This is a genomic window from Streptomyces sp. NPDC055243 (genome assembly GCF_044544025.1).
Lineage (GTDB): Bacteria > Actinomycetota > Actinomycetes > Streptomycetales > Streptomycetaceae > Streptomyces.
In genome coordinates this window covers 249,536-276,268 of sequence record NZ_JBITWR010000001.1, presented here as the reverse complement: position 1 = coordinate 276,268, position 26,733 = coordinate 249,536, and the positions used below count along the sequence as shown (strand labels likewise).

Annotated in this window: 27 protein-coding genes; 12 read left to right on the top strand and 15 right to left on the bottom strand. The window is 70.2% G+C overall.

The features are described 5' to 3' along the window. Positions 1–115 precede the first annotated feature (115 nt). The gene (paaK, locus tag ACIGXX_RS01615) at positions 116–1,402 is read left to right on the top strand and encodes a phenylacetate--CoA ligase PaaK (protein WP_361472845.1); all 1,287 of its coding nucleotides are present in this window, start codon (positions 116–118) and stop codon (positions 1,400–1,402) included. 23 nt (positions 1,403–1,425) lie between these two features. Here the strand turns inward: paaK and ACIGXX_RS01610 are convergent, their stop codons facing one another. Next, on the bottom strand, positions 1,426–2,925 hold the full coding sequence (locus tag ACIGXX_RS01610) for an acyl-CoA synthetase (protein WP_399971789.1): 1,500 nt from the start codon (positions 2,923–2,925) through the stop codon (positions 1,426–1,428). Positions 2,926–3,065: 140 nt separating this feature from the next. Between ACIGXX_RS01610 and ACIGXX_RS01605 the strand changes: the two genes are divergently transcribed. After that, on the top strand, positions 3,066–5,486 hold the full coding sequence (locus ACIGXX_RS01605) for a penicillin acylase family protein (protein WP_399971787.1): 2,421 nt from the start codon (positions 3,066–3,068) through the stop codon (positions 5,484–5,486). 124 nt (positions 5,487–5,610) lie between these two features. On the opposite strand, the gene ACIGXX_RS01600 is transcribed toward ACIGXX_RS01605, so the two are convergent. Then, positions 5,611–6,009 carry a MarR family transcriptional regulator gene (locus ACIGXX_RS01600; protein ID WP_383817148.1) on the bottom strand — a complete coding sequence of 133 codons (399 nt, stop codon included), beginning with the start codon at positions 6,007–6,009 and terminating at the stop codon, positions 5,611–5,613. A 157-nt stretch (positions 6,010–6,166) separates the two neighbouring features. Here ACIGXX_RS01600 and ACIGXX_RS01595 point away from each other — a divergent pair, with 157 nt between their 5' ends. Continuing rightward, positions 6,167–7,075: a nitroreductase/quinone reductase family protein gene (locus ACIGXX_RS01595; protein WP_361472855.1), complete on the top strand. Its 909-nt coding sequence runs from the start codon at positions 6,167–6,169 to the stop codon at positions 7,073–7,075. Here the strand turns inward: ACIGXX_RS01595 and ACIGXX_RS01590 are convergent. Both ACIGXX_RS01590 and ACIGXX_RS01585 read right to left on the bottom strand, forming a co-directional pair. Beyond that, positions 7,072–8,625, bottom strand: a complete 1,554-nt coding sequence (locus ACIGXX_RS01590) for an acyl-CoA synthetase (protein ID WP_361472858.1) — start codon at positions 8,623–8,625, stop codon at positions 7,072–7,074. The genes ACIGXX_RS01595 and ACIGXX_RS01590 overlap by 4 nt on opposite strands. Positions 8,626–8,649: 24 nt before the next feature. Further along, a complete protein-coding gene (locus ACIGXX_RS01585; protein ID WP_399971784.1) occupies positions 8,650–9,753 on the bottom strand; it encodes an NAD(P)H-dependent flavin oxidoreductase in 1,104 nt (367 codons plus the stop codon). 175 nt (positions 9,754–9,928) lie between these two features. On the opposite strand from ACIGXX_RS01585, the gene ACIGXX_RS01580 reads away from it, so the two are divergent. Continuing rightward, positions 9,929–11,740, top strand: coding sequence for a serine hydrolase (locus ACIGXX_RS01580; protein ID WP_399971782.1), 1,812 nt, complete (start codon positions 9,929–9,931; stop codon positions 11,738–11,740). Positions 11,741–11,789: 49 nt separating this feature from the next. Here the strand turns inward: ACIGXX_RS01580 and ACIGXX_RS01575 are convergent, their stop codons facing one another. From ACIGXX_RS01575 to ACIGXX_RS01560, 4 genes are all read right to left on the bottom strand, one after another. Further along, entirely contained in the window at positions 11,790–13,340 is a 1,551-nt protein-coding gene (locus tag ACIGXX_RS01575) for an NAD(P)/FAD-dependent oxidoreductase (protein ID WP_351157205.1), read from the bottom strand. 116 nt (positions 13,341–13,456) lie between these two features. After that, entirely contained in the window at positions 13,457–15,694 is a 2,238-nt protein-coding gene (locus ACIGXX_RS01570; RefSeq protein WP_399971780.1) for a tetratricopeptide repeat protein, read from the bottom strand. Beyond that, positions 15,676–16,467, bottom strand: a complete 792-nt coding sequence (locus tag ACIGXX_RS01565) for an oxygenase MpaB family protein (protein WP_399971778.1) — start codon at positions 16,465–16,467, stop codon at positions 15,676–15,678. Before ACIGXX_RS01565 ends, ACIGXX_RS01570 begins: the two co-directional genes overlap by 19 nt. Positions 16,468–16,661: 194 nt before the next feature. After that, positions 16,662–16,907 (bottom strand): hypothetical protein, encoded by a 246-nt coding sequence (locus ACIGXX_RS01560; RefSeq protein ID WP_399971776.1) that lies wholly within the window; start codon positions 16,905–16,907, stop codon positions 16,662–16,664. A gap of 304 nt (positions 16,908–17,211) precedes the next feature. On the opposite strand from ACIGXX_RS01560, the gene ACIGXX_RS01555 reads away from it, so the two are divergent. Further along, positions 17,212–17,439, top strand: a complete 228-nt coding sequence (locus ACIGXX_RS01555; RefSeq protein WP_399971774.1) for a helix-turn-helix domain-containing protein — start codon at positions 17,212–17,214, stop codon at positions 17,437–17,439. Between the two features lie 237 nt (positions 17,440–17,676). Here ACIGXX_RS01555 and ACIGXX_RS01550 read toward each other — a convergent pair whose 3' ends face one another. The 3 genes from ACIGXX_RS01550 to ACIGXX_RS01540 all read right to left on the bottom strand — a co-directional run bounded on the left by ACIGXX_RS01550 (position 17,677) and on the right by ACIGXX_RS01540 (position 19,540). Further along, positions 17,677–17,847 carry a hypothetical protein gene (locus tag ACIGXX_RS01550; protein WP_399971772.1) on the bottom strand — a complete coding sequence of 57 codons (171 nt, stop codon included), beginning with the start codon at positions 17,845–17,847 and terminating at the stop codon, positions 17,677–17,679. After that, positions 17,844–18,257, bottom strand: coding sequence for a hypothetical protein (locus ACIGXX_RS01545; protein WP_399971770.1), 414 nt, complete (start codon positions 18,255–18,257; stop codon positions 17,844–17,846). Before ACIGXX_RS01545 ends, ACIGXX_RS01550 begins: the two co-directional genes overlap by 4 nt. Before the next feature lie 71 nt (positions 18,258–18,328). Continuing rightward, positions 18,329–19,540, bottom strand: coding sequence for a helix-turn-helix domain-containing protein (locus ACIGXX_RS01540; protein WP_399971768.1), 1,212 nt, complete (start codon positions 19,538–19,540; stop codon positions 18,329–18,331). Positions 19,541–19,663: 123 nt separating this feature from the next. Between ACIGXX_RS01540 and ACIGXX_RS01535 the strand changes: the two genes are divergently transcribed. The 3 genes from ACIGXX_RS01535 (at position 19,664) to ACIGXX_RS01525 (ending at position 21,124) form a co-directional block, all read left to right on the top strand. Further along, entirely contained in the window at positions 19,664–20,344 is a 681-nt protein-coding gene (locus ACIGXX_RS01535) for an HAD family hydrolase (RefSeq protein ID WP_399971766.1), read from the top strand. Continuing rightward, positions 20,341–20,586: a hypothetical protein gene (locus ACIGXX_RS01530; protein ID WP_399971764.1), complete on the top strand. Its 246-nt coding sequence runs from the start codon at positions 20,341–20,343 to the stop codon at positions 20,584–20,586. Before ACIGXX_RS01535 ends, ACIGXX_RS01530 begins: the two co-directional genes overlap by 4 nt. Before the next feature lie 295 nt (positions 20,587–20,881). Continuing rightward, positions 20,882–21,124 (top strand): hypothetical protein, encoded by a 243-nt coding sequence (locus tag ACIGXX_RS01525; RefSeq protein ID WP_399971762.1) that lies wholly within the window; start codon positions 20,882–20,884, stop codon positions 21,122–21,124. Positions 21,125–21,160: 36 nt separating this feature from the next. Here ACIGXX_RS01525 and ACIGXX_RS01520 read toward each other — a convergent pair whose 3' ends face one another. Then, complete coding sequence (locus ACIGXX_RS01520) at positions 21,161–21,352, bottom strand: hypothetical protein (protein WP_399971760.1); 192 nt, start codon at positions 21,350–21,352, stop codon at positions 21,161–21,163. Between the two features lie 83 nt (positions 21,353–21,435). Beyond that, the gene (locus ACIGXX_RS01515) at positions 21,436–21,996 is read right to left on the bottom strand and encodes a hypothetical protein (protein WP_399971758.1); all 561 of its coding nucleotides are present in this window, start codon (positions 21,994–21,996) and stop codon (positions 21,436–21,438) included. 167 nt (positions 21,997–22,163) lie between these two features. On the opposite strand from ACIGXX_RS01515, the gene ACIGXX_RS01510 reads away from it, so the two are divergent. The 4 genes from ACIGXX_RS01510 (at position 22,164) to ACIGXX_RS01495 (ending at position 24,508) form a co-directional block, all read left to right on the top strand. Further along, positions 22,164–22,415, top strand: a complete 252-nt coding sequence (locus ACIGXX_RS01510) for a hypothetical protein (RefSeq protein ID WP_399971756.1) — start codon at positions 22,164–22,166, stop codon at positions 22,413–22,415. Beyond that, on the top strand, positions 22,415–22,744 hold the full coding sequence (locus ACIGXX_RS01505; protein ID WP_399971754.1) for a DUF6233 domain-containing protein: 330 nt from the start codon (positions 22,415–22,417) through the stop codon (positions 22,742–22,744). The genes ACIGXX_RS01510 and ACIGXX_RS01505 overlap by 1 nt, the downstream gene beginning before the upstream one ends. 208 nt (positions 22,745–22,952) lie before the next feature. Next, positions 22,953–23,816, top strand: coding sequence for a DNA ligase (locus ACIGXX_RS01500; protein WP_399971752.1), 864 nt, complete (start codon positions 22,953–22,955; stop codon positions 23,814–23,816). Positions 23,817–23,836: 20 nt separating this feature from the next. Next, positions 23,837–24,508: a hypothetical protein gene (locus ACIGXX_RS01495; protein ID WP_399971750.1), complete on the top strand. Its 672-nt coding sequence runs from the start codon at positions 23,837–23,839 to the stop codon at positions 24,506–24,508. A 298-nt stretch (positions 24,509–24,806) separates the two neighbouring features. Here the strand turns inward: ACIGXX_RS01495 and ACIGXX_RS01490 are convergent, their stop codons facing one another. Continuing rightward, complete coding sequence (locus ACIGXX_RS01490) at positions 24,807–26,114, bottom strand: hypothetical protein (protein ID WP_399971748.1); 1,308 nt, start codon at positions 26,112–26,114, stop codon at positions 24,807–24,809. After that, on the bottom strand, positions 26,111–26,716 hold the full coding sequence (locus ACIGXX_RS01485; protein ID WP_399971746.1) for a recombinase family protein: 606 nt from the start codon (positions 26,714–26,716) through the stop codon (positions 26,111–26,113). Before ACIGXX_RS01485 ends, ACIGXX_RS01490 begins: the two co-directional genes overlap by 4 nt. Between the last annotated feature and the right edge of the window lie 17 nt (positions 26,717–26,733).

Here is a 26,733-nt window from a genome sequence, read left to right as displayed (position 1 = left end):
TCAAAGCGGCCCTGTGCGATCTCTTGACGGCCGCCTCCGGGGCTGGATTACTGACCTCGACAGAAGATCCACGACCGAATGATCGGTCGCCCGTTTGGGACGGGAGAAACTCCATATGACGGCCATGCTGGACGCGGCGGAGCGCCTCGGGCGCGAGGAGCTCGAAGCACTGCAGCTGGAGCGCCTGCAGGACACCTTGCTGCACGCGTACGAGAACGTGCCCTTCTACCGGGCGGCGTTCGACAAGGCGGGCCTGCGCCCCGACGACTGCCGCTCGCTCGCCGACCTGGCCCGCTTCCCGTTCACCGCCAAGACCGATCTGCGGGACAACTACCCCTTCGGGATGTTCGCGGTCGAGCAGTCCGAGGTGCGGCGCCTGCACGCGTCCAGCGGCACCACGGGGCGGCCCACGGTCGTGGGCTACACCGAGCAGGACCTGTCGATGTGGGCGGACGTCGTCGCCCGCTCGATCCGCGCGGCGGGCGGCCGTCCCGGGCACAAGGTCCATGTGGCGTACGGGTACGGCCTGTTCACCGGCGGTCTGGGCGCGCACTACGGGGCCGAGCGGCTCGGCTGCACGGTGATCCCCGCCTCCGGCGGCATGACGGCGCGCCAGGTCCAGCTGATCCAGGACTTCCGCCCCGAGATCATCATGGTGACCCCGTCGTACATGCTGACGCTCCTGGAGGAGTTCGAGCGCCAGGGCGTCGACCCGCGCACGACGTCCCTCAAGGTCGGCATCTTCGGTGCCGAGCCGTGGACGGAGGAGATGCGCCGCGAGATCGAGGAGCGGTTCGCGATCGACGCGGTGGACATATACGGGCTCTCCGAGGTCATCGGCCCCGGGGTGGCCCAGGAGTGCGTGGAGACCAAGGACGGCCTGCACATCTGGGAGGACCACTTCTATCCGGAGGTGGTGGACCCGATCACCGGCGAGGTCCTCCCGGACGGCGAGCGCGGCGAGCTGGTCTTCACGTCCCTCACCAAGGAGGCCATGCCCGTCATCCGCTACCGCACGCGCGACCTGACCCGCCTCCTGCCCGGCACCGCGCGGACCTTCCGCCGGATGGAGAAGGTCACGGGCCGCTCGGACGACATGGTGATCCTGCGCGGCGTGAACCTCTTCCCCACGCAGGTCGAGGAGATCGTCCTGCGGACCCCGGGCGTCGCCCCGCACTTCCAGCTGCGCCTGACCCGCGAGGGCCGCATGGACGCGCTGACGGTGCGGGCCGAGTCCCGCGCGGACACGACCCCCGAGCGGCGCGAGGCGGCGGCCCGGGAGATCGCGTCGGCGGTGAAGGACGGCATCGGCGTCTCGGTGGCGGTCGAGATCGTCGATCCGGAGACGATCGAGCGGTCGGTGGGCAAGTTCAAGCGGATCGTGGATCTGCGGGACAAGTAGCCGAGCGGCCGACCACGCAGCGCCTACGACGCGCTGAAGCGGTCCCGCAGCTCCCGCTTGAGGATCTTCCCGCTCGCGTTGCGCGGCAGCTCGTCCACGAAGAGGACCCATTTGGGCGCCTTGAAGTGGGCGAGCTTCTCGCGTGCGTGGTCGATGAGTTCGGCTTCGGTCACCTCTCCGTTGCGTACGACGACGGCGGTGACCGCCTCGATCCAGCGCTCGTCCGGCAGTCCGATCACGGCCGTCTCCGCGACCCGCTCGTGGGTGTAGAGCGCGTCCTCGACCTGGCGCGACGCGACGAGCACACCGCCGGAGTTGATGACGTCCTTCACCCGGTCGACGACCGTGAAGTAGCCCTCCTCGTCCCGCACGGCGAGGTCCCCGGAGTGGAACCACCCGTCGCGGAACGCCTCTTTGGTCTCCTCGGGCTTGTCCCAGTAGCCCTCGCACAACTGCGGCGAGCGGTAGACCACTTCGCCCTGTGTCCCGTCGGGCACCTGGATGCCGCGCTCGTCCACGACCCGCGCCTCCACGAACAGGACGGGCCGCCCGCAGGAGTCCATCCGCCCCTCGTGCTCATCGGGCCCCAGGACCGTGGCGAGGGGGCCGATCTCACTCTGGCCGAAGCAGTTGTAGAAGCCGAGCGACGGCAGCCGTTCGCGCAGCCGCTCCAGGACGGGGACGGGCATGATCGACGCCCCGTAGTAGGCCTTGCGCAGGGCGCCGAGGTCGCGGGTGGCGAAGCCGGGGTGGTTCGAGAGGCCGATCCACACGGTGGGCGGCGCGAAGAGGCTGTCGGCGCGGCCCGCCTCTACGAGCTCGAAGATCCGCTCGGCGTCGGGCGCGTCGATGACGGTGTTCTCGGCGCCCACCGCGAGATACGGCAGCAGGAAGACGTGCATCTGGGCCGAGTGGTAGAGCGGCAGCGAGTGGACGGGCTTGTCCGTCTCCTTGAGGTCGAGGGCGGTGATGGCGCTGACGTACTCGTGCACCAGGGCGCGGTGCGTCATCATCGCGCCCTTGGGGAGGGCTGTGGTGCCGGAGGTGTAGAGCAGCTGGGCGAGGTCGTCCGCGCCGGGCTCCTCACCGTCGTACGCCACCGCACCCGGGAGCCGCGCGAGCAGTGAGTCGTCCGCGTCGCGGAGGGCGATGACGCGCACGTCACCGGGAAGGCGCGGGGCGAGGTCCGGGTCGGCGAGGACCAGTGCACTGCCCGACTGCCCCACGATGTACGCCAGGTCCTCGCCGACGAGGTTCTGGTTGACCGGCACGTGGACCAGGCCTGCCCGCGAGCACGCCAGGAAGCCGATGAGATAGGCGTCCGAGTTGTGGGCGTAGGCGCCGACGCGGTCGCCGTGGCCCAGGCCCTCCTCGCGCAGCACCTGGGCGGCCCGCGACACGGCCGTGTCCAGTTCGGCGTACGTCCAGACCCGCTCCCCATAGCGCAGAGCCACTCGCCCCGGCACGCGCCGCGCACTGCGCCGCAGGACCCCGTCGACCGTATTGCTGCGTACACCCGTCATGGCGTGATCCTGTGCCGCGCGCGTCTCGGCGGTCAAGGTTCCGGACACGGTACGAACTGGTCCGTCCCGGTGCTCGATCAAGGGACATACCGATTGGTACGCTCAACCGCCCCTGCCCTCACTCCAGTTGGGAGGCACCAATGCGCATCCGCTCCAGGCGCCTGACGGCCCTCGGCATCAGCGTGTTGACCGCCACGGCCCTCCTGCCGTCGTCCGGTGTCACCGCCGGCGCGGCGCAGGCGCACGACGCCCACCCGTCGGGTGGCGGCCTGTCCGCGACCGTCCGCTACACCCAGTACGGCATTCCGCACATCCTCGCCAAGGATTACGAGAACCTCGGCTTCGGCACCGGCTGGGCGCAGGCCGCCGACCAGGTGTGCACCCTGGCCGAGGGGTACGTGACGGTGCGCGGGGAGCGGTCACGTCACTTCGGTCCTGACGGCAAGCCCGACGGTTCGCTCTCCTCGGCGACGACGAACCTCTCCAGCGACCTCTACTTCGGCGGGGTCCGCGACACGCACACGGTGGAGAGACTCCTCAAGCAGCCCGCCCCGGCAGGGCCGAGCGCCGAGTCGAAGAAGCTGATGCGCGGCTTCGCGGCGGGTTACAACGCCTGGCTGAAGCAGAACCGCGTCACCGACCCGGCCTGCAAGGGCGCCAAGTGGCTGCGCCCGATCACCTCCCTGGACGTGGCCCGCCAGGGCTTCGCCGTGCAGGTCCTCGGCGGTCAGGGGCGTGGCATCGACGGCATCACCGCCGCTCAGCCGCCGGCCGCGACGGCCCCGGACCGCGCGCCCGACCCCGAGCGCACCGCGAAGGAGGCCCGCAAGCTGTTCTCGGCCGACGAGGCCGTCATGGGCTCCAACGCCGTCGCGTTCAGCGGGAGGACCACCGCGAACGGCAAGGGTCTGCTGCTCGGCAACCCGCACTACCCCTGGCAGGGTGGCCGGCGCTTCTGGCAGTCGCAGCAGACCATCCCGGGCGAGCTGAACGTCTCGGGCGGTTCGCTGCTCGGCACGAGCGTGGTCAACATCGGCTTCAACGGCGATGTGGCGTGGAGCCACACGGTGGCGACCGGGGTGACCCTCAACCTGCATCAGCTCACGCTGGACCCGGCCGATCCGACCGCCTATCTGGTGGACGGCAAGCCGGAGAAGATGACGAAGCGGACGGTCCAGGTGCCGGTCAAGGACGGCGCTCCGGTGACCCGCACCCAGTGGTGGACCCGGTACGGGCCGGTCACCACCGGCATGGGCGCACAGCTCCCGCTGCCGTGGTCGGCGAAGACGGCGTACGCCCTGAACGACCCCAACGCCACGAACCTGCGCGGCAGCGACACCGACCTCGGCTTCGGCAAGGCCCGCTCCACCGACGGTGTCCTGAAGGCGCTGCGCGAGACCCAGGGCCTTCCCTGGGTCAACACCATCGCCGCGGACAGGAAGGGCCACTCGCTGCTCAGCCAGTCGCAGGTGCTGCCCCGCATCACCGACGACCTGGCCCGGCGCTGTTCCACGGACCTGGGCAAGGTGACGTATCCCGCGTCGGGCGTGGCCGTGCTGGACGGTTCGCGCGGTGACTGCGCGCTCGGCTCGGACGAGGACGCTCTCCAGCCCGGCATCTTCGGCCCCTCGAAGATGCCCACGCTCAAGGACGCCCCGTACGCCGAGAACTCCAACGACAGCGCCTGGCTCACGAATGCGGACCGGCCGATCACGGGCTACGAGCGGATCTTCGGGACGATCGGCACGCAGCGCTCCATGCGGACGCGCGGCGCCGTCGAGGATGTGGCGGCGATGGCGAAGGAGGGCGGCCTGACGGTCAAGGACCTCCAGAAGCAGCAGTTCGCCAACCGCGCGCCCGCGGGCGATCTGGCCGCCGACGACGCGGCGCGGGCGTGTGCCGCACTGCCCGGGGGCACCGCGACGGGCAGTGACGGCAAGGCCGTCGACGTACGCAAGGCCTGTGCCGCCCTCAAGGCCTGGGACCATGGCATGAACACCGACAGCAAGGGCGCTCTGCTCTTCGACCGGTTCTGGCGCAAGCTCGTGGCGGCCGTGCCGAACGCCCAGCTGTGGAAGGTGCCGTTCTCCGCCGCCGACCCGGTGCGCACGCCGAACACCCTCAACACGGCCGCGCCGGGCTTCGCGACCGCGCTGGCCGACACGGTGACCGAGCTGAGCGGGGCGGGCATCGCGCTCGACGCGCCGCTGGGCAGGAACCAGTTCGTCGTACGCGGTGCGGAGCGGCTGCCGATCCACGGCGGGACGGAGTCGATCGGCGTGTGGAACAAGGTCGAGCCGGTCTGGGACGCGAAGGGCGGCGGCTACACCGAGGTGGCGCACGGTTCGAGCCACATCCAGGCCGTCGGCTGGGACAAGGGGCGCTGCCCGCAGGCGCGCACGCTCCTGAGCTACTCGCAGTCGTCCAACCCCAACTCGCCGCACTACAGCGATCAGACGCGGCTGTACGCCGATGAGCGCTGGGTGACGTCGCGGTTCTGCGAGAAGGACATCCTGGGCGACCCGAAGCTGAAGGTGGTCAAGGTGCGCGAGCACCGCTGAGGCGGCGCCGCACCGACTGGGGCCGGGTCATGCCGCGTTGAAGCGCGGTGTGGCCCGGCTCCGTGCTGTGCGGCTTCGTGCTGTGCGGCTCCGCGCGGTACTGCTCCACGTGGCGCGGAGGGAGTCAGTCGTCGGCGAGCCCGTCCTCGTACGCGGCGAGCGTGTCGACGAACAGCTTCCGTTCGGCCGCCGTCAGCGGGGCGAGCGCCTTGCGCCAGGCGACGGCGCCGCGGCCGAGCCAGCCGTCGATCGCCGCGCGGCGGTCGTCCGCGATGCTGACGATCTTGCGCCGGCGGTCGACCTCGTCCTCCCGCCGCTCCAGGACCCCCTTACGGCTCAGCTCGCCGACCATCAGGCTCACCGTCGTCGGGGCGACCTCCAGGCGGGCGGCCAGGTCGTTGACGCTCATCGGGCCGTCGAAGAGGAGGTAGGCGAGCAGCGAGAGGTGGCGGGGCGCGAGCGCGAGCGACTGCAGCTCTTCGGGGATCTTGATCCGCTTGACCCGCCCGACCATGCGCGGCATCAGCAGGAGCAGGGCCCGGACGGCGTCGTCGACCTCCGGACCGGCCTGGTCGCCGGTTGACACTCGCCACCCTCCTCAATAGCTTTGAACTCAAAGCTATTTCGCTTTCAAAGCAAACGCGCTTGCGCTGCCGATGCTATCGAAAGGGTTCACAGCCATGCCCGGGAAACACCCCGCAGAGCCCGCACAGCCCTTCTCCCCCGCCGCGTTCAACCAGCAGCTCATGGCGGAGTTCCGCGCAGGCGGCGGCCAGGTCGGCGGCATGTTCGCCGGCGCCCCGCTCGTCCTCCTGACCACGACCGGCGCCCGCAGCGGGCAGCCCCGGAGCAACCCCGCCGTGTACGCCCGCGACGGAGACCGGCTCCTCGTCTTCGCCTCCAACGGCGGCGGCGACAAGAACCCCGACTGGTACCACAACCTCCTGGCCGACCCACGGATCACCGTCGAGATCGCCGACGGCGAGGGTGGCATCGACCGCTTCCCGGCCACGGCCGAGCCCCTCCAGGGCGAGGAACGCGACCGCCAGTACGCGGCGCAGTGCGAGCGCGATCCGGCCTTCACCGCCTACCAGCAGGGCACGGCCCGCACCATCCCCGTCATCGCGTTGCACCGCCTGAGCGCGGCCGACCCGGCGCGCCATCGCGCGATCGCCGACCACTTGGTCCGCGTGCACGCCGAACTGCGCGCCGAACTCACCGCCTTACGCGAGGAGGCGGCCGAGCACCGGGCCACCGGCGCCGACCGCCCCGCACTGTCACTCGGCCACCAGCTCACGCGTCACTGCCTCACCCTCTGCGGCGCGCTCCACGAGCACCACACCAACGAGGACGGCGCCTTCACCGACCTGGAGCGCCAGTTCCCGGAGCTGGCCCCGGGGATCGCCAGACTCCGCGAGGAGCACAAGACGGTCGCTCGGACCCTGGCCGAACTGGAGGCGCTCGTCGCCGACCCGGACGCGGCCCCCGACCTGGCCGGCGAACTCGACCGACTCGCGTCGGGCCTCGAGGAGCACTTCGCCTACGAGGAGGAACAGCTCCTGCCCGCGCTGTACGGCACCCGCCCCTAGACCGCCCGTTCCCTGCCCTCCCAGTACGGCTCGCGCAGGCGGCGCTTGTAGAGCTTGCCGTTCGGGTCCCGGGGCATGACCTCGATGAAGTCGACGCTCTTCGGGCGTTTGTAGCCCGCCAGCTGGCGCTCGCAGTGGGCCAGGACGTCGGCGGCGAGCGCGTCGCCCGCCTCATGGCCATCCGCCACCTCGACGACCGCCTTGACCTGCTCGCCCCACTCGTCGTGCGGGATGCCGAACGCGGCGGCGTCCGCGACGGCGGGGTGGGTGAGCAGTGCGGACTCGATCTCTGCGGGGTAGATGTTGACGCCGCCCGAGATGATCATGTCGATCTTGCGGTCGCGGAGATAGAGATAACCGTCCTCGTCCAGGAGTCCGAGATCGCCGACCGTGAAGAAGTCGCCGATGCGGTTCTTCTTCGTCTTGGACTCGTCCTTGTGGTACGAGAATCCGCCGGTGCTCATCTTCATGTAGACGGTGCCGAGTTCACCGGGCGGCAGTTGGTTGCCGTCGTCGTCGAAGACGGCCAGTTCGCTGATGGGCCAGGCCTTGCCGACGGTTCCGGGGCGCTTGAGCCAGTCCTGCGCGGTGGCGAAGGCGCCGCCGCCCTCGCTGGCCGCGTAGTACTCCTCGACGCACTCGCCCCACCATTCGATCATCGCCCGTTTGACGTGGTCGGGGCAGGGCGCGGCGCCGTGGATGGCGTGGCGCATGGACGACACGTCGTACGCCGCCTTCGTGGCGTCCGGCAGTGCGAGCAGGCGGTGGAACTGGGTCGGCACCATGTGGGTGTGCGTGCACTTGTAGGTGTCGATGAGGCGGAGCATCTCCTCGGGCGTCCACTTGTCCATCAGGACCAGCGGGTGGCCGATGTGCAGGGCTGCGCCCGCGAATTGGAGGACCGCGGTGTGGTAGAGCGGCGAGCAGACGAGGTGCACGTTGCCGTCGAAGGGCTTGATGCCGAAGATGCCGAGGAAGCCGCCGAGGTAGGACTCCTCGGGGAGTTTGCCGGACAGCGGGCGGCGGATGCCGCGCGGGCGTCCCGTGGTGCCCGAGGTGTAGTTCATGACCCAGCCGAGCGTGCGGTCCCGGGGCACGGACTCCGGCTGTCCTGCGAGGAGTTCGGCGTACGGGCGGAAGCCCTCCATGGCGCCCACGGCGTACCGGTGGGTGGCGGGGAGCTTCGCCTCGTCGGCGGCGTCGGTCGCCGCTTGGGCGAACCGCTCGTGCGCGACGAGCACCTTCGCACCGGAGTCGGCGACGATCCAGGCGATCTCCGGTCCGACCAGGTGGTGGTTGACCGGGACCAGGTAGAAACCGGCCTGTGAGGCCGCCAGGTACGCGGTGAGGAACTCGACGCCGTTGGGCAGCACGACGGCGAAGGCGTCGCCGCGTTCGAGGCCCGCGGCGCGCAGCCCGTGGACGAGTTGATTGACCGCCGCGTGCAGGCGTCGCGCGGTCCACTCCTCGCCGTCGGGCGCGATCAGTACCGCACGGTCCGGGTCGGCCTGGGCCTGCGCCCAGAAGCCGTTGGGGGGCGTGCTGCTCATAGGGGCCTCTCCTCCGTCGTCTCGTCAGCCGCGTCCGGCGATGCGGTTCACGCGGTCGATGGCACGCTCGAATCCGCGGGTCAGCTCGTCGAAGACGGCCTGGACGCTGCGTTCGCTGTTCATCCGGCCGACGATCTGCCCGACGGGTGTGCCGAGCAGCGGCTGGACCTCGTACTTCTGAATGCGCGACACCGCCTCGGCGACCAGGAGCCCTTGCAGTGGCATGGGCAGCGTGCCGGGTCCGTTCGGGTCGTCCCAGGCGTCGGTCCATTCGGTGCGCAGCTGGCGTGCGGGCTTGCCCGTCAGGGCGCGCGAGCGGACCGTGTCGCCCGAGCCCGCCGCCAGGAGCTTCTCGGTGAGCGCCCGCGAGTGCAGGTCCGCCTCCGTCGTGGTGAGCCAGAGGGAGCCGAGCCACGCGCCCTGCGCGCCGAGCGCGAACGCGGCCGCGATCTGCTCCCCGCTGCCGATGCCGCCGGCCGCGAGGACCGGCAGCGGCGCGACGGCCTCGACGGCCTCGGGCGTCAGGACCATGGAGGCGATCTCGCCGGTGTGGCCGCCCGCCTCGTAGCCCTGCGCGACGATGACGTCGATGCCCGCCTCCGCGTGCTTGCGCGCGTGGCGTGCGCTGCCCGCGAGAGCGGCGACCAGGACGTCGTGGTCGTGGGCGCGCCGGATGACGTCGGCGGGCGGTGAGCCGAGCGCGTTGGCGAGGAGTTTGATCGGGTAGTCGAAGGCGACGTCGAGCTGGTTGCGGGCGACCTGCTCCATCCAGCCGGTGATGCGCCAGCCGGAGGCTTCGCCCTCGGCGAGTTCGGGTACGCCGTACTTGCCGAGGGTGTCCTGGACGAACTGCCGGTGTCCTTCGGGGATCATCTCCTCGACGTCGGCCTCGCTCACCCCCTCGACCTTCTTGGCGGGCATCACGACATCGAGTCCGTAGGGCCGGTCGTCGACGTGCTCCTGCATCCAGTCGAGATCCCGGGCCAGCTCGTCGGGCGCCGTGTAGCGGACCGCGCCGAGCACACCGAATCCGCCCGCCCTGCTGATGGCGGCGGCCACCGCGGGGAAGGGCGTGAAGCCGAAGATGGCGTGCTCGATCCCCAGTTTCCTGCTCAGGTCTGTCTGCATGGGCGCAGGATGCCGCAGCCGTCCGGACGACGGAAGAGATTTTCTGATGCAGTGTCAGATCTTTGCCGGGCGCCCGCGGTTGACAGGGCCGGGCAGTGACATGAAAGTTTCAGCAGTCTCTTGTGATCCCGAAAGATAATTTCAGCTCCGGAGCGTTCCAGGAGGGGGCACGGTCATGGCCGAGGACAGCGGGGCGGCGGACAGAGCGGGCGGTGGCGGTCTCAGCCGACGCCAACTGGGCGCGGGCGTTGCGGCATTGGGCGGCGCGCTCGCCCTTGTGCCGTTCCCCGCGGGTCCCGCCGCGGCGGTGACGGGGTCCGCGGCCGGCGCCGGGCGTCCGACGCTGCGGCCCGGCACCCCCGAGCGGGCCGGGCTGCTCGCCGGGCATCTGCGGCAACTGGTCGCCGACGCCGAGCAGTTCCTCGGCCCATCGCCCAAGCACCCTTGGTACGCGGGCGCGGTCCTGCTCGCGGGCCGCGGCGGCACGGTCGCCCTGCACCGGCCCATCGGCAAGGCGGTGCGCTACGCGGCGTACGACGAGAAGACCGACACCGGCGTCGAGCTGCCGGCCGACCGGCAGATCGCGATGGCCGAGGACACGGTCTTCGACCTGGCCTCCGTCTCCAAGCTGTTCACCTCGCTGCTCGCGGTGCAGCAGATCGAGCGGGGGAAGCTGGAGCTGGAGGCCAAGGTCGCCTCCTACCTCCCCGACTTCGGGGGCGCGGGCAAGCAGGACATCACCATCCGCCAGCTCCTCACCCACACCTCGGGGTTCCGCGCCTGGATCCCCCTCTACAAGGAGCCCACGCGCGAGGGGCGGCTGCGCCTGATCTGGCAGGAGGCGCCGCTCAACCCGCCGGGCACCAAGTACCTCTACTCGGACCTGAACCTGATCTCGCTCCAGCTGGTCCTCGAAAAGATCACGGGCCTCGGCCTGGACGCCCTGCTGCGCGACGAGATCACCGCTCCCCTCGGGATGCGCCGCACGCGCTTCAACCCGCCCACGTCCTGGCAGCCCAAGATCGCCGCCACCGAGGACGCCCGCCTGCCCTGGTCGGGCCTGGACCGCGGCATGGTGTGGGGCGAGGTGCACGACGAGAACGCCTTCGCCTTCGGCGGCGTCGCCGGGCACGCGGGCGTCTTCTCCTGCGCCTGGGATCTCGCGGTCCTCGGCCGCACGCTGCTCAACGGCGGGGTCTACGGCCGCTCCCGCATCCTGTCCGCCGAGTCCGTGCAGCTGATGTTCACCGACTTCAACACCGCCTTTCCCGGCGACGAGCACGGCCTGGGCTTCGAGCTCTACCAGCACTGGTACATGGGCGCGATGGCGACACCGCGCACCGCGGGCCACACGGGATTCACCGGCACCTCCCTCGTCCTGGACCCCACGACCGACTCCTTCCTCGTCGTCCTCGGCAACTCGGTCCACCCGGTGCGCAGTTGGCGCTCCGGCTCCGCCCCCAGGGTGGCGGCGGCCAACCGCATGGCCCGCGCCGTCCCGGTCCGTCCCGCGCGTGGGCGCACCGCCTGGTTCTCCGGCATGGCGAACGCCACCACGGCCACCCTGACGCTGCCGCCGCTGACCCTCACCACGGACCGCGCGCGGCTGCGGTGTTCGCTGTGGTGGGACACCGAGCCGGGCTCGGACCAGCTGCGCCTGGAGGCATCGCGCGACGACGGCACGACGTGGCAGCCGGTGCCGTTCACGACGCAGCACAGGGGGTCGGACCCCCGGCAGCATCCCGACGGCACGGCCTCCGGCTGGTCCGGTCGCGTCTGGCACCGGCTGACCGCGGACCTCTCGGCCCTGCGGGGCGAACGGGTGCGGCTGCGCTGGCGGTACGCGACGGACCAGCTCTACGTGGGGCGCGGCGCGTACGCCGACGGGCTGCGGGTCGAGGACGGCGGCCGTACGGCCTTCGACGAGGCACGGCCCGCCGACGCGGCGCGCGTCGAGGCGGTGGGCTGGACCTCGTCGGCCGACTGAGGGCGGGCCGGGAACCGAGGGCAGGCCGCAAGCCGGCCTGCCCGCCGCCCTACTCCCCCAGCGCCGCCATCGCCGCGTTGTGTCCGGGGATGCCGCTGACCCCGCCGCCGCGCACGGCGCCCGCCCCGCACAGCAGGACGTTCGCGTGCCGTGTCTCCACGCCCCAGCGTCCCGTGTCGTCCTGGGCGTAGGGGAAGGCGAGGTCGCGGTGGAAGATGTTGCCGCCGGGCAGGCGCAGGTCGCGCTCCAGGTCGAGCGGGGTCCTGGCCTCGATGCAGGGGCGTCCTTCGGCATCGGTGGCCAGGCAGTCGGCGAGCGGCTCGGCCAGGTGCGCGTCCAGCTGCGCCAGGGTCGACTTCAGCAGCTCGGCCCGTACGGCGTCGTTGTCGTGGGCGAAGAGGCGGGCGGGCGTGTGCAGCCCGAAGAGGGTCAGGGTCTGGAAGCCGCGCTCGGCGAGGTCGGGGGCGAGGATGCTGGGGTCGGTCAGGGAGTGGCAGTAGATCTCGGACGGCGGCGCGGCGGGCAGCTGTCCGGAGGCGGCCTGGGTGTACGCGGCCGCCAACTCGTCGTAGCCCTCCCCGATGTGGAAGGTCCCGGCGAAGGCCTCGTGCGGGTCGACGGAGGTGTCGCGCAGTCTCGGCAGCCGTTCGAGCAGCATGTTGACCTTGAGCTGGGCGCCTTCGGCCGGGGCGGGCGGCGTGTCGCCGACGAGCGCGGCGAGCTCCTGCGGTGAGGCGTTGACCAGGACGTGCCGGGCGGCGACGGTGGCCTCGCGCTCGGGCGTGCGGTAGGTGACCTCGGCCGTCTGCCCGTCCGACTCGATCCGGGTGACCTCGTGGTCGGTGGCGAGCTCGGCGCCCGCCGCGCGGGCCGCGGCGGCCAGGGCTCCGGTGAGCGCGCCCATGCCGCCGACCGGCACGTTCCAGTCGCCGGTGCCGCCGCCGATGACGTGGTAGAGGAAGCAGCGGTTCTGGCGCAGGGACAGGTCGTGGGCGTCGGCGAACGTCCCGATGAGGGCGTCGGTGAGCACCACGCCGCGCACCAGGTCGTCGGCGAACCGCTCCTCGATGGCGGCGCCGATGGGCTCCTCGAAGAGCGCCCGCCAGGCGGCCTCGTCACCGACCCGCCCACGCAGTTCCTCGCGCGTGGGCAGCGGTTCGGTCAGTGTGGGGAACACCTGCTCGGCGACCTGCCCGGTCATGGCGTAGAACTCCCGCCAGGCCTCGTACTCGCGCGGGCCGCCGGTGAGCCGTTCGAACGCGTCCCGGGTGCGTGCCTCTCCCCCGCCGACGAGCAGTCCGGCCGGTTGTCCGTCGCGCTCGGTGGGGGTGTAGGAGGAGACGGTGCGGGTGCGCACCCGGAAGTCCAGGTCGAGGTCCCGGACGATCTTCCGCGGCAGGAGGCTGACCAGGTACGAGTAGCGCGAGAGCCGGGCGTCGACCCCGGCGAAGGGGCGGCTGGACACGGCGGCGCCACCGGTGCCGGAGAGCCGCTCCAGGAGCAGGACGGAACGTCCGGCGCGGGCGAGGTAGGCGGCGGCGACGAGTCCGTTGTGACCACCGCCGACGATGACGGCGTCGTATCGATCGCGAGGAGGCATAGCCCTTGGTAACACGTGGAGGGCCCCGAAGGGACGCGGGGCACTGCGCGACCACCCACGACGCGCCGACAGGCGCCCACGGACCGAAGCCCCCCACGCTCCCCGCGCCCAGCGCCTCAGTGCCCGCCGGAGGCCCGCTGCTGGCGCAGGGCCGCCACCCGCCGGTAGAGCTCGACCGCCTCGGTGCCGCGCCCGAGCTGTTCCAGGCAGTGCGCCTCGTCGTTGCGGCTGGCCAGGGCGTCGGGGTGGTCGGTGCCCAGGACCTGCTCGCGGGCGGCGGCGACCCGGCGGTAATCGGTCAGGGCGTCGGCCCAGCGGCCGAGCCAGCCCAGGCCCACGGCCACCTCGCGGCGGCTGACCAGGGTGTCGGGGTGGTCGCCGCCCAGGACGCGTTCGCGTATCGCGCACACGTCACGGGCCTCGGCCAGGGCTTCCTCCCAGCGGCCCTGGCGGCCGAGGTTCACGCCCAGGCCGTGCCGGGCGCGCAGGGTCTCGGGGTCGGCGGGGCCGTTCACCCGGGTGCGGTCGTCGATCAGGTCGCGGTACAGCTCAAGGGCCTCGCCGCTGCGGCCGAGCCTGCCGAGGCTGATGCCCACTTCATAGCGGGCGGCGAGGGTGTCGGGGTGGTCGGCGCCCAGCGCCCGCACGCGCGCGTCGGCGACCTCGCGGTAGGTCTGCAGCGCCTCGGGCCAGCGGCCCAACTGACCGAGCGCGTAAGCGACTTCGTAGCGGGTGACGAGCGTGTCGGGGTGCGTCTCGCCCAGGACGCGCGCGCGGGCCAACGCCACCTGGCGGGCCAGCTGGTAGGAGTCCTCCAGGCGGCCCAGCCTGCTGAGGTTGTACGCGAGGTTGTGCCGGCAGCGCAGGGTGTCGGGGTGGTCGGGGCCCGCGGTCCGCTCCCGGACGGCCAGGACCGACGTGTACATCTGGTGCGCCTCGAAGTGCCGCCCCAACTGCCCCATGACGTACGCCATTTCCTGCCGCGCGGCGAGCGTGTCGGGGTGCTCGGGGCCGAGCGTGCGCTCCCTGCCCTGGGCGACGCGGCCGTACTCGCGCAGGGCGTCGGCGGCGCGGCCGGTGCGGCTGAGCGTGAAGCCCACTTCGTAGCGGCTGGCGAGCGTGTCGGGGTGGTCGGGGCCAAGGGCGTGCTCCCGCTCGGCGGCCACCGCGCGGTGCACCTCGCCCGCCTCGGCCCACCGGCCGAGGCGCCCCAGGCTCAGGCCCGCGTTGTGCCGGCTGACGAGGGTGGCGACCAGTTCCGGTGACGGGGTGGGCCGCTCGGGCTGCCGCGGGGTCGCGGTCCGGCGCGCGTCGGCGCGCGGGATCCACTCGCCGGTCAGGCCCGCGGCCGTGTCGGGCGGGGTGATCCGCAGCTCGGACGCGCCGTTCGCCTTGTGCCCGGTGGTCATGCCGCGCGTCCACGAGGGGAGCCGCGGCTCGCGCGAGGGCGGCTGCTCCGGGCGGCGCACCGGCGGGGTGACGACGGTGGGGACGTACGTGGGGACGGTGCGGCCGGAGACGATGCGGCGCCCCAGTTCGCGCGCGTCCCGGGGCCGCGCGTCCGGCTCCTTGGCGAGCAGGTCCAGGACGATCCTCTCGAAGTACTCGGGCAGGTCGTCGCGGTGCCTGCGCGGCGGCTCGGGCGCCGTGTCGCGGTGGCCGACGAGCACCGCCCAGGCGTCCTCCAGGTCGAAGGGCGGCGCCCCCGTGGCGATCTCGTACAGGACGCACCCGAAGGAGTAGAGGTCGCTGCGCTGGTCGACCTGGGAGCCGCTGATCTGCTCGGGCGACATGTAGTGCGGGGTGCCCATCGCGATGCCCGTGCCGGTCAGGCGCGAGGTGAAGCCGATGTCGTGGCCGAGCCGGGCGATGCCGAAGTCGCAGATCTTCACCGTGCCGTCCGTGAGCCGCATGATGTTCGCGGGCTTCAGGTCCCGGTGCACGATGCCCTGTTCATGGGTGTACGCGAGTGCGGACGCCACCTGGTCGGCGATCTCCACGACGTCCGCGACGGGCAGCGGATGCTGTTTGTTGTCCTCCAGGAGCTGGCTGAGGTTGCGCCCTTCGAGCAGCTCCATGACCAGATACAGGACGCCGTCGTGCTCTCCGAAGTCATGGACGACGGTGACGCCGCGGTGCTGCAGCGCCGCCGCGACGCGTGCCTCGCGCCGGAACCTCTCGCGCAGCACGCGCGTGAAGGACTGGTCGTGCTGGGGCCCCATCGGCTTGAGGCACTTCACGGCGACCCTGCGCCCGAGGGACTCGTCGCGGGCACGCCACACCTCGCCCATGCCGCCGCGCCCGATCAGGTCCAGCAGCCGGTACCGGCCCTGGATCAGCCTGGTGTCCGCCATCTCCCGCCGTCGCCCCCGTTGCTTCGCTTCGCCCTCCCCGGCCCGTCCAGTATGGCTGTCCGCCTGTCGAGTTTGTACGGGGCAGGCCGGGCGCCGGGCCCGAGCCTGGCCATGGCGCGCAGAATGTGCTTCGGGGGAAGTTGCCAGCGTAGACGTGCGGGAACGGTGCGCAGGATGGTGCCGGTGGTGACGAGTCGCCGGGTCACGGTGGCGGGCGGCGGGGCCGCCCTGCCGTAGAGCTCGTGGGCGTACGGCGGCAGCGCGGCGTACGCCAGATTCGCCACGCGCCGCCACAGCAGGGCGCGCGCCGGGACCAACAGGGGGTGGGTCGGCGGACGTTGGAGGAAGTCGTCGACGCCGCGCGCCTCGGGCCCCGCGGCCAGTTCGGGCCGCACCCGCTCGAAGTACGCGGCGAGCTCGGTGGTCGACGCCGGTACGTCGGCGGGGTCGAGGCCGACGAGCCGAGCGCTCTCGCGGTGTTCGTCGACATACCGGTCGGCGAGCTCGTCGGTCAGGCGAAATCCGGAGCGGCGTGCGACGTGCAGATAGGAGTCGATCTCGGCGCAGTGCACCCAGAGCAGCAGGCCGGGCTCGTCGACGCCGTACCGTTCCCCCGTGTCGGGGTCGGTGACCTTGATCATCGTATGGATCTTCCGCACCCGTGCGCCCGCGTGCTCGGCGACCTCGGTGGTGCCGTACGTGGTGGTGCCCACGAAGTTCGCGGTGCGCATGAGGCGGCCCCAGGCGTCCTTGCGGAAATCGGAGTTCTGCATGGACGAGAGCACCCGAGCTGCGGCGTTCCTCTCAGCGGGCCAGGGGTGCCTTCTGACCTGGTGGTATCGAGTGGCCCCGGATGGTACGGAGTGGCGCCGAGGGGTACATCTAGCCCTCCCCACCCCCTCCCCACAGGCTGCGGCTCCCCAGATCCTCCCCAGAGAGAAGGCACAGACAGGGCTTCGATCTGCGCCTATGGGCCCGTGAAACCTTCCCCGGCGTGGCCGGGTGCGTAGGGCAGGCCAGCCTTCAGCGCCGCTACGCGGCGGTCATCCTCTATAGCGAGGACGCAGGTGCGGCAGGCGCGGACTTCCTCTTCGCCGCCGTGCCGGGGGTGGACCTTCTTGACCGTGGTGGTCTCGACTTCGCCGGCCACTGGGTGGCGGAAGCAGGCCCCGAGGGCCCAGTCGTAGAGGGCGAGGATCGCCTCGTCGTCCATGTCGTTCCGTCTCCTGTGGGTTGGGCTGGCTGCTGTGGGGGTGACGCGCATGTTTCCCTCCCTGCCCAACGGAAACCGCAGGTAGAGCGTTGTTCGCCCCTTCGAGTGAACACGCGTTCGAATCTCGGACACTACCTCTAGCCCTGCGGCATATGCCAGGCAGCCGCAGGGCCGGAATGCGTGGGGGGTGCGGCGCGGGGTCCGGGCGCCTGGTGAGCGCGGGGACCGGGCGCTCACTCCAAGATCAAAGAAAGCCTCAAATCTGATGCTGACATATGATCTTGATCGATAAAGCGTTGGTCCGGTGCCCGACGAACAGCCGAGATGGATCACCGACGCCCTCAGAGCGATCGGCGACCGCGTCCGCGTCCGGCGTCACCACCTGGGAATGACCCAGGAGACCCTGTCGTACAACACGGACCTCGGCCGGAGCACCATCCAGCGCATGGAGGCAGGCGAGGAGATGAAGATGAGCCACCTTCTGCGCGTGGCGCATGAGCTGCGCTGCCACGTCACCGACCTCCTCCACTAGATCCGCCAGCCCACCGACTGACTGTTGCCGTCCGACATTCAAATGCATATATCCACGTGGCGGAAGACTGTGGCATGGGCAGGTAAAGGCATTCCGTTCGAGCCCCGTGTGAACCGATCACCCCTGGTCAAGCTAGGGGTAACGATTCACCAGTCAGCCACATGACACCCACGCATCGTCCTCATCTAGTCCCGCCCGCCACCCGGTACCGCTCGCCGTCGGGAAGCGGGCGGAAGTTCACCGCTGCCGCCGCTTCTCCCGCGACCGGTTCGGCCACCGGGTCTTGGTGTAGGCGTGGAAGTGGTCGCCGTCGTGGTCCTGCTCGAGGGTGCAGTGCAGGACGTCGTCGGGTTTCTGGTCCCAGCACAGGCCGCGGATCTCGGTGCGCGCGTACTTGGGGGCGTTCATGTGAAGTGCTCCGTCCTGGGGCTCCAGGCCGGCCGCGGCCCTGCGACCGTTTCGAGGGCCGCCCGCAGCGCGGCTGCATTGGTGTGGAGGCGCCCGGCAGCTGGCGAGGTCAGCCAGTACGGTCCGGGCGGCATGACCCGGCTCTCTGGCGGCAGAGTTACATGGTTGGTGATGCTCAGCGCCGTGGACTGCGGAACGTCCCAGCCCTCGGTCGTGCCGGGGCGGACGAAGAAGTACAAGGACGGAGCAGCCGCGCTGGGGTCCACGACGACCGCGCCGGGATCGGCTATCCGGTCGAGGGCTTGGAGGCCGAAGGACCGGACGACTTTGACGGCGTCCCAGTCGACTCCGGCGGCCACGATCCGGGTTCCTGCCGGACCTGGCACGTAGGGAGCATTTCCGCTGGTCATGCGCAGACGCTATTGCCGCGAAGCGTGCGCTACCCGAACTGACAGTTCGGGGTGCCTGCGAGTTCGGGTTGTCAGAGGAGGCCGAGGCGCCTGGCGAGGCCGACGGCCTGACCGCGGTAGGTGGGGCGCACCCGGCGCAAGAGGCTTTCGACCAGTTCGACGGCGAGGGGGCTGCGGGCGAGGTCTTCGGGTGCGAGTTCCTCGAGGCCGAGGAGGTGGACGAGGACCGCGGCGTCTTCGCGGCGCAGGTCGTACAGGCGGGTCACCTCGAGCCCGAATGTGAACTGCCGTTCCCGGGACGGCATCCGACTGACGTCGATCTTGTCGGCGACATGGAGTCCTTCGGCGGCTTCCCCGGCGAGCATTTCGATGCTCACGGCGTGCAGGCGGACGTTGGTCGGGCCGAACACGGTCCTTTGCGCGTTGCCCTCTCCAGCCTCGCGGGCCAGGGGAAGGGCTCGGTTCTCCAGCCGGGCGCGGGCTTCCCACCAGCGCCTGGTGCGCGCCTCCGCGACGACTGCCACCAGCTCCAGGGCTCCCGTGACGGCCGCCTTCTCCTGCCCGGCGGGGACGTGCTGGAGGTCTTCGACGGCAAGGACGGCGACTTCCCGGGCATGCTCGACGGCGCCGGCGTCGTTGTGGGAGAGCAGGACGTGGCCCAGATTCCATTGGGCGGCGGCGATCCGGATGGGGTCGTCGGCGTCTTCGGCTGCGCGCATGGCCCGGTCGGCGACCATGAGGGACAGGTCGAGGCGTCCGGCGCGGCGGCAGTAGGAGCGGAGCAGCCCGTACAGGTCGGCGGCGCAGCGCAGGACTTCACGGCGCGCCTGCTGGTTGGTGCTGGTTCTGTAGACGCGGTCGGCGTGTTCGATGTCGGCGATGAGAGCCGGCAGGAGTGGTTCGGCTTCAGTGAAGCGGGTCTTGGATGTCTGCCAGATGCGCCAGGCGTCCTCGACGCGGGCGCGGAGGTCGGCGGGGTCGACCGGCTGGTTGCTGCGCGGCGTGGTGCAGCCCATGAGGGCGCGGGCGACACTCGGGGCGGCGGTGATGGCGGGGACGGCTTCGGGTACAGGGTCGTCGCTGAGCAGCGCGGCCATGGTCACGCCGAGTTCGGCGGCCACACGTCCGAGGAGGTCGGGTGAGGGGCTCTTCTTGCCGTTTTCGATGAGGGAGAGGTAGCGCTCGGTGATGCCGCACAGTCCGGCGATGGCGACTTGGCTGCGTCCGGCTTGTTCGCGGTGGTAGCGAATGCGGGCGCCGACGGGGAGGCGTGGTGTGGTCATGCCTGCCACCTCCGTGTTTGTGCCAGCTGGTGGGCACAGCGTATGGCTTGGGTGGGTAGTCGTGGGACGGTGATTGCACGGATGGGTGACGGGTTGTTACCGCTGGGCGGGAGAGGGTGCGTTATGGCGCGGCTGGTGTTGTGGGACATCGACCACACGTTGATCTCGACTCGGGGTGTGGGCCGGGAGTTGTCGGCGGGGGCATTTGAGCGGACGCTCGGTCAGCCCATGAGGGAGCAGGCGAAGATCGACGGGATTACGGAGCCGGTCATCTTCCGCGAGACGGCGAAGCTGCACGGCCTGACCACGGACCGCGGGGACTTCGAGCGGTTCGCCGAGGCTCTCGCCGAGGAGCATCTACGCCGCGTCGGTGAGCTGCGCGAGCGCGGCCATGCCCTCCCTGGTGCCGCTGCGGCTCTGACTGCCCTGAATGCGGCTGGCGTCCGGCAGGTCGTGGTGTCCGGGAACGTCCGGCCTGTCTCCGAGATCAAGCTGAGTGTGTTCGGCCTGGACACGCACATTGACTGGGAGGCGGGCGCCTACGGGGAGGACGATGACTTGCGCCCGGCACTGGTTCGGCTGGCGCTTGAGCGGGCTGGGGTACCGGCCGGTGAGACGGTGCTTATCGGCGATACCTCGGCCGATGTCGAGGGCGGGCACGAGAACGGGGTGCGGGTTATCGCTGTGGCGACGGGGCGCAGCGACGAGGCGGCATTGCGGGAGGCGGGCGCGGAAGTCGTGCTGTCGGATCTCCGGGACACGGAGCTGTTGGTGAAGTTGGTCCGCGGGGATGACCACCCGTGATCGCGTATGCCGTTCTGGCCGCATTCTGGGTGATGTCCGACCGGCGGCCTAGACTGATCACCATGTCCCCCGCTTCTCCGCCTTGTGGCCCGGTGCGCTCTGCGGCCGTGGTGAATGACGAGATCCGCCGGATGATGGTGCGGTCGGGTGGCAGGCTGCGTCCGGAGCAGCGCCCGGAGTATGAGGCGCTGGTCGCGGAGTGGGCTGCGGCGGTACGCGGCGAGGTCGTGAAGGCGGCTTGATCACTTTGCGGATGACCGCAAAGTGACGGGCTTCCCGCAGCTCACGCAGCAAGGTGTGCCGAAGTAGCCGGTGATGCGCCCGTCCGGCGCTATGCAGACGGCACCGTTCGCACTCGGCCCGCCCCGCCCCCGCAGCTCGAACCAGGCTTCCCCGCACTCGCAGGACGTGTAGCCCGGCTGGGGTTCTTCGCGCTCGCGGCGTTTCGCGTCCAGGTTGATGAGGTCCATGCATCCAGGCTCGACTACGGGGAGCGCCGTTCCCAAGGGGAATCGGTGAACGATCTATGATCCGCTCGTGGCTATCGAACTCCCTGACGACCTGATCGCATTGCAGCAGACCGCCGACGACGAGGGTCGCAAGATCGAGCATCTCGACAACGAGGAGAAGGTCAGCCAGAGGGCGGTGTGGTTCGAAGCGGCGGCGAAAGCTCAGGCGGCAGCGAACGCCTTCGCCAAGGACGCGGGTCTAAACCGCTTCGACGTCGAGAAGCAGCTGCGGCAGGCCACCCGGCACCCGCACTCCGAGGGCGAGGGTTAGCCGCTTCGGGGCGCTCCGAAGCGTGCAGGTCAGCCCCTACGCGCTGACTGAACGTTTCCGCGCGGCTTCGACCTCCGCCAGGCACACGTTGCACAGAGGGCTGCTCGGCCGCCCGCCGTTCGACGGCCCGTACTTCTGCGCCTGCCGCTCGCACTTCGGCGTCGCGCACGGTCCTGCTCCCTGGAGCGGGGGCTCGTAGGTGACCTCTTCGTGCGCGGGGGTGCTCATGGCGAGTCCTGTCTGTTCGGGTTTCAACAGGATCTTACGTCGGCGGCTGCCCCACAGGACCGAAGGCGTTCCGGCCTCCTAGGTCAGGAGGTGCGGCGAAGTCGATCGAGGTCGACGGTTTCCGTGGCGCCGCTGCCGTCGCGCATCACGGTCACGCGACTCGTCGGCTCGGCTTCCGCGGTCGGGACGATCGTGACCACATCCTCGCCGAACCGAACGCGGGAGCCGATCGATGGGCGCTCGGTGATCCGTGCCGCCTCGTCGCGGGCGCGCTCGGCCACGCTGATGATCTCGCTGGCGCGCTCGTGGCTGATCGGTTCGCCGTTCCAGTAGTACCGCTGCCCCATCGAAATCGGCTTCGGGGACGATGGGCGCGTACCGGGGGTGACCTGCTCGCCGCAGATCGGGCACTCCAGCCAGGTGTCCACGTGCTCGTCTTCGCAGCTATCGCACCAGTACGGCTCGCCCGCCACCTGCTTCAGCGTCGGATAGCGGTCCGGGCCCTCGGCGTAGTGGTGCTCGTGGCCGTTGCTGTCCGAGCCTCGCCAGTTCGGGTCAGGCTCGGGGAGATCCGAGTAGATCCACTCGACGTCATTCTCGAACTCCAACTCACCATCTTCGAGTAGCACGGTGTGTGTAGCCACAAGCCCTCCCAATGCCGAGCGCCCCGCCCCTGCATCACGGGGGCGGGGCGGCAGCGCTGCAGCCACAGCGCGGATAGATAAGGACAGGCTAGCGGCAGGCGCTGACAACGCGGCTGGGGTCGAACTCCGACTCGCGCAGATATTCGAACACATGCTCTACTAGCCTCATGGTGCACACGAACCCCACCCCAGCCCGCACCCGCCGCTCCTGGGACATCACCGACCGGCAGCAGTCCGTCCTCACCTGCATCCGCGACCACATCGCCGACCACGGCGAAGTCCCCTCCGTCCGGGAGATCGGGCGTGCCGTCGGCCTGTCCAGCCCCAGCTCCGTGCTCTACCAGCTGCGCCGCCTCGAACAGGCCGGGGCGGTCGTGCGAGCCAGCGGCACCGGCTGGCGGGACTACCGGATCACCTGATGTCTGAGATCCGCCGCATCGACGTCCTGCGCTTCCTCGAACGCGTCCAGGAACGCGACCTCGCGCGCACCCGGACATGGATCGCGGCGGAGGAGCGGCGGGAGGCCGAACGACTCCGGGGCCTCGCCGCCCGGCCTCCCGCCCCGGACTGGCTCATCGAGCAGGGCCTCGACGGCCGCGCCCCCGTCTACGTCCACCGAGGCGACTGCCACATGGCGGGCAAGCGGTCCCGCGGCGTCACCCAGGACCAGGCGCGGCAGGCCCTGTACGAGCAGGTCGACGCCTGCCCGCACTGCCGACCCGACACCGAACTCGGGGTGCTGGAATGACCGCCCCCGATCTGCGGACATCCCCTCAGCTCAGGGCTTCTCGTCCTGGCGGCACGGGTACGGTGGCTGTGCTGACGTTGAACCGTGGTGGGCCGTCACGTGAGCCCTCGGGAGTGGTACCCCGAGGGCTGCGACACCCGCAGCCGAGTCACAGCCGACCGGAGCAGCCCGCCGCGCAGACCTTGCTGCACGGCCGGACGCTGGAGCCGTGAAGTATCCCGTCGCTGTCGCCCTCGCCGAGGCCGTCACACGCCTGCCCCGCGGCGACGGCTGGTGGTACGAACCGAAGTTCGACGGCCACCGGCTGGTCATGTGGCGGGGCACCGAGACGATCCGCTGCCACACCCGCTCCGGGCGCACCGTCACCTCCGCGTGGATGGACCTCGCCGTCGCCGGACAAGCCGCGCTGCGACCCGGGACCGTGCTCGACGGCGAGGCGGTCGTCTGGGTCAACGGACGGCTGGACTTCTCGGCGGCGCAGGCCCGCGGCACCTCCACCTCGAAGCGAGCCGCCACACTGGCCAGGCAGTACCCCGCGAACTACGTGGTCTGGGACTGCCTCCAACTGGACGGGGTGGATCTGCGCGGTCGGCCGTACACGGAACGGCGGGCCGCGCTCCTCGATGTCCTCGCCGACGTGCCGCCGCCGATCCAGGCGACCCCCGCGACCGACGACATCGACGTGGCGCTCGCCTGGTACGAGCACCTTCCAGAACAGGGCATCGAAGGCGTCGTCGCCAAGGCGGCGTCCAGCACGTACCGGCCGACCAGGATCTGGCGGAAGATCCGGCACAGCGAGACCGTCGACGCGACCGTCGTCGGTTACGTCGGGCCCGCCGGCCGACCGCATCGCGTGGCCGTGCGCCTGCCCGACGGGCGCCGCGTCCTGTCGCAGGCCCTCACCGCGCCGATCGCCGCCGCGGTCGCGCGCCTAGTCGCCGAGTCCGGGCCGGGGCGTCGGGCGCGGACCGATGACGGGGAGACGTACACGACGACAGGCCGGGGGCTGATCGTCGAGGTCGAGGCGGGTACGACACGGCATGCGACGGTCGCTGTGACGCGCGTCCGGTAGGCGCCGACCACATCACCGACATGCCAAAGAATGCTGTCAAGCGCATTCTGAATGTATGGGTGGGGTGCGATGGCGAGGGGCAGCCAGCGCGAAGCCGTACAGCAGTGTTCGAAGAGGTGATCGGCGTGGTCGATGATTCTTCAGACCAAGCCAACGTCGGCAACAGCGGCGCCCCAGACGGTCAAAACGACGACGCGATGCGCACGGCAGCTGAGGACACCAGGGAGCTGCTCAAGATCGCCGTTGACGTTGAGATGAGGATGCGGCAGACGCAGGCCGATGCGATCACCAGTCTGCGAGATCGGTCGCTTCACCTGTTCGAGATCATCACTATCGGTGTATCGATCATCTTCGCCGTCGGGTTCCGCGAGCATCACAACATGCCCGGTTGGGGGATCGCCATGCTTGGGGTCGCCCTGGTCTCCAGCCTGTTGGTTACCTGCTACATGTCCTTCCCGTGCCGCAACTGGTCCATCGCATGCGTCTCGGGCGAAGACCTGGCTTCCTACGCCAAGAAGGGGAAGCCGTTTACTGAATCCTTGATCAAGGAACTCAAGCGGAGCAGTGGCCACGAACTGAACAACCGGGAGCTGAATAAGCGGCAGGTGGTGTTCGAGTGCTTCCTCGTCTTCCTTGTACTTCTGCTCGTCGTAGCCGGCTCCATCTTCATAGGCACCGTCATGGGCGACTGAACGCACGAACGCCCGCCCCCTCGTCGGGGGCGGGTGCTCGGCAACCGTCTCCGGGGGCCTCTACCCCGCCTCGCTGATAGGCCCCTGTTTGGGCCGTCGATGGCGGGAGGGACTGCGGTTCCCCGCGCCCGGCTGATCTCGGCAGACGATGGTCCTGGCGGGCTGTGAGCTTCCACTCCGCGCTTACGCCTCTGACCTAGTGGGAGACCAGGACCAAGACCAGTCTGGCACGGTACGCCGACAAGGAAGAGGCTCCCGCCCGGGCGGGGACGCGGCGGGCGTGCGGCACAGTGGCGGCTCAGCGCGTCAATGCCGCAACGGCTGTCACGTCGTCCGAATCGAAGACGACGGCGGTGTCGATGTCTAGGTCCACAACGTCAAGCGACTCCGGCGTCTTAGCGGCGTCGAGGATGTCGCGGGGGTCGATGACGATTGGGCGGATGGAGAGCCCAGGCTGATCTGTGAACCACTCGCCCGCCAGGTCCATGACGTCCTGTAGAGCTGCCAGCGGGAAGTACTCGACGCCTCGGGTGGACAGCCACCCCTCTCTGTCGAGTCCGTCCAGGACGAACCTTTCCAACACTCTCGCCATACCGGGAAGCAGCCCTGAGATCCGAAGATGCTGGACCGTCAATCCGTCCTCGGCATGCTGCCGGAGCCGGTTGTAGCCGCTCCCGGAGCTGATGCCGGGCTTCACGGTCTCCTCGCCGGTCGCGGCGTCCAAGCCACTCGCGATGTAGTACACGTCGTGAGGCGGGACAGCGCCGCCGTACATCCCTCGTGGGCATTCGGGGCATCCACGCTTGATCTTGTTCGGGACAAGGCCGAACTCGTGTCCGGCGAAGCAGACCGACCGGTGGGCGCGCGACGCCGCTATCCACTGCGACTCAAGCACGGTGATGCCGAGATCCTTGGCTTGCTCCGAGAACTCCTGGAACTGCCCCAGCTTGTTGCAGGCGCCGCAGAAGTCTGGACTGATGGTCTTCCGCCTACGCCAGTCATCCACGTAGAACGTGTGTGCATGGCCGCGACGGCACCTGACTTCGGAGGCGTTGCTGTACCTCTTCACCATCGTGGATCGAGTCACGCGGAGGACCGCCTCAACCTCGGCGAACCATTCCGCGAACGCAGCCGCATCCCGGCAGCCGGGACACAGGACGTCGACAGGATCGCCGCGCCGACTCCTTGCCTCAGCCCCAGTCGCCTTGAAGTGGTGGCCCTTCCGGCACTTCGCCGCGAACACGACGTGACCTTCCCCGGACTTGTCCCGCTCGTCCGTAGCCGTAAGCTCCACGCCTTGCGCGTCAGCCACCGACTTCAGAACGGTCAGACACTCCGCGACCCAATCTGCCTTGCGGCACTTCGTACACCAGGGCTCACTTGGGCTTATCCCAGGAGGCCTTCTGCCGGATACGAGGTCCCACGCGCGCACGCTGAACTCGTGCCCGCCACTGCATCTGACCTCGGTCCAGCCGATCAAGCCGCGCTCCGCACACAGAGCCCACCCCTGCCGCTGGCACGCCTGTCGGAAGAGGTCCATCAGCGCGCCGACGTGGGCGGCGGCCTCCGGGATCATGTCCCAGAACTTCGACGGATTGTCCGTCATGTGCGCTCCTTCTCTTCGTCGTGCTGACGGAGTGCTTGCGAGATGGCTCCGACGCTGGGGTTCTTGCCCTTGTTGGCGCCCTCGGCGATACGAAGGTGGGGCTGGATCTGCCGGATAGTGAAGCCTCGATCTCGCAGAGCGGCGGCCTGAACGGTGAGCGTCTCGGTCATGACGGGCTTGCGGCCTCCGACGCGTCCGCGCTTGCGGGCGGACTCCAGGCCGTCCTTGGTCTTCTTGACGATGTCGCGTCTGCGATCCTCGGCGAGAGCCAGGGCGAGGTCGAGGATCAGCGAGCGCTCCTTGTGCTCGCCGGAAGCGATGCCTTCGAGCACCTTGACGGCGATGCCGCGCTCGAAGAGATCGTTGAGGACGATCAGCCCTTCGAGGAGGTTGCGGCCGAGCCGGTCGACTTCCTGGACGCAGAGCATGTCGCCGTCGCGCAGGTACTCGATGGCGCTGGTGAGCGCGGGACGCTCCTCAGCTTGGAGCTTGCCGCTGATCTTCTCCTCGAAGACCTTGATGCATATCGGGTCGAGGGCGTCGTGCTGCCGCTCGGTGTTCTGCTTGTCGGTGCTTACTCGGACGAGGCCAACTAGGGCCATAGAACCCCTCCTTCGTT

Bases quoted from the DNA above. Each gene is read 5' to 3' on its own strand.
- paaK (WP_361472845.1), top strand. From the start codon at position 116: ATGACGGCCATGCTGGACGCGGCGGAGCGCCTCGGGCGCGAGGAGCTC.
- ACIGXX_RS01610 (WP_399971789.1), bottom strand. From the start codon at position 2,925: ATGACGGGTGTACGCAGCAATACGGTCGACGGGGTCCTGCGGCGCAGT.
- ACIGXX_RS01605 (WP_399971787.1), top strand. From the start codon at position 3,066: ATGCGCATCCGCTCCAGGCGCCTGACGGCCCTCGGCATCAGCGTGTTG.
- ACIGXX_RS01600 (WP_383817148.1), bottom strand. From the start codon at position 6,009: ATGCCGCGCATGGTCGGGCGGGTCAAGCGGATCAAGATCCCCGAAGAG.
- ACIGXX_RS01595 (WP_361472855.1), top strand. From the start codon at position 6,167: ATGCCCGGGAAACACCCCGCAGAGCCCGCACAGCCCTTCTCCCCCGCC.
- ACIGXX_RS01590 (WP_361472858.1), bottom strand. From the start codon at position 8,625: ATGAGCAGCACGCCCCCCAACGGCTTCTGGGCGCAGGCCCAGGCCGAC.
- ACIGXX_RS01585 (WP_399971784.1), bottom strand. From the start codon at position 9,753: ATGCAGACAGACCTGAGCAGGAAACTGGGGATCGAGCACGCCATCTTC.
- ACIGXX_RS01580 (WP_399971782.1), top strand. From the start codon at position 9,929: ATGGCCGAGGACAGCGGGGCGGCGGACAGAGCGGGCGGTGGCGGTCTC.
- ACIGXX_RS01575 (WP_351157205.1), bottom strand. From the start codon at position 13,340: ATGCCTCCTCGCGATCGATACGACGCCGTCATCGTCGGCGGTGGTCAC.
- ACIGXX_RS01570 (WP_399971780.1), bottom strand. From the start codon at position 15,694: ATGGCGGACACCAGGCTGATCCAGGGCCGGTACCGGCTGCTGGACCTG.
- ACIGXX_RS01565 (WP_399971778.1), bottom strand. From the start codon at position 16,467: ATGCAGAACTCCGATTTCCGCAAGGACGCCTGGGGCCGCCTCATGCGC.
- ACIGXX_RS01560 (WP_399971776.1), bottom strand. From the start codon at position 16,907: ATGGACGACGAGGCGATCCTCGCCCTCTACGACTGGGCCCTCGGGGCC.
- ACIGXX_RS01550 (WP_399971772.1), bottom strand. From the start codon at position 17,847: ATGAACGCCCCCAAGTACGCGCGCACCGAGATCCGCGGCCTGTGCTGG.
- ACIGXX_RS01545 (WP_399971770.1), bottom strand. From the start codon at position 18,257: ATGACCAGCGGAAATGCTCCCTACGTGCCAGGTCCGGCAGGAACCCGG.
- ACIGXX_RS01540 (WP_399971768.1), bottom strand. From the start codon at position 19,540: ATGACCACACCACGCCTCCCCGTCGGCGCCCGCATTCGCTACCACCGC.
- ACIGXX_RS01535 (WP_399971766.1), top strand. From the start codon at position 19,664: ATGGCGCGGCTGGTGTTGTGGGACATCGACCACACGTTGATCTCGACT.
- ACIGXX_RS01520 (WP_399971760.1), bottom strand. From the start codon at position 21,352: ATGAGCACCCCCGCGCACGAAGAGGTCACCTACGAGCCCCCGCTCCAG.
- ACIGXX_RS01510 (WP_399971756.1), top strand. From the start codon at position 22,164: ATGGTGCACACGAACCCCACCCCAGCCCGCACCCGCCGCTCCTGGGAC.
- ACIGXX_RS01505 (WP_399971754.1), top strand. From the start codon at position 22,415: ATGTCTGAGATCCGCCGCATCGACGTCCTGCGCTTCCTCGAACGCGTC.
- ACIGXX_RS01495 (WP_399971750.1), top strand. From the start codon at position 23,837: ATGCCAAAGAATGCTGTCAAGCGCATTCTGAATGTATGGGTGGGGTGC.
- ACIGXX_RS01490 (WP_399971748.1), bottom strand. From the start codon at position 26,114: ATGACGGACAATCCGTCGAAGTTCTGGGACATGATCCCGGAGGCCGCC.
- ACIGXX_RS01485 (WP_399971746.1), bottom strand. From the start codon at position 26,716: ATGGCCCTAGTTGGCCTCGTCCGAGTAAGCACCGACAAGCAGAACACC.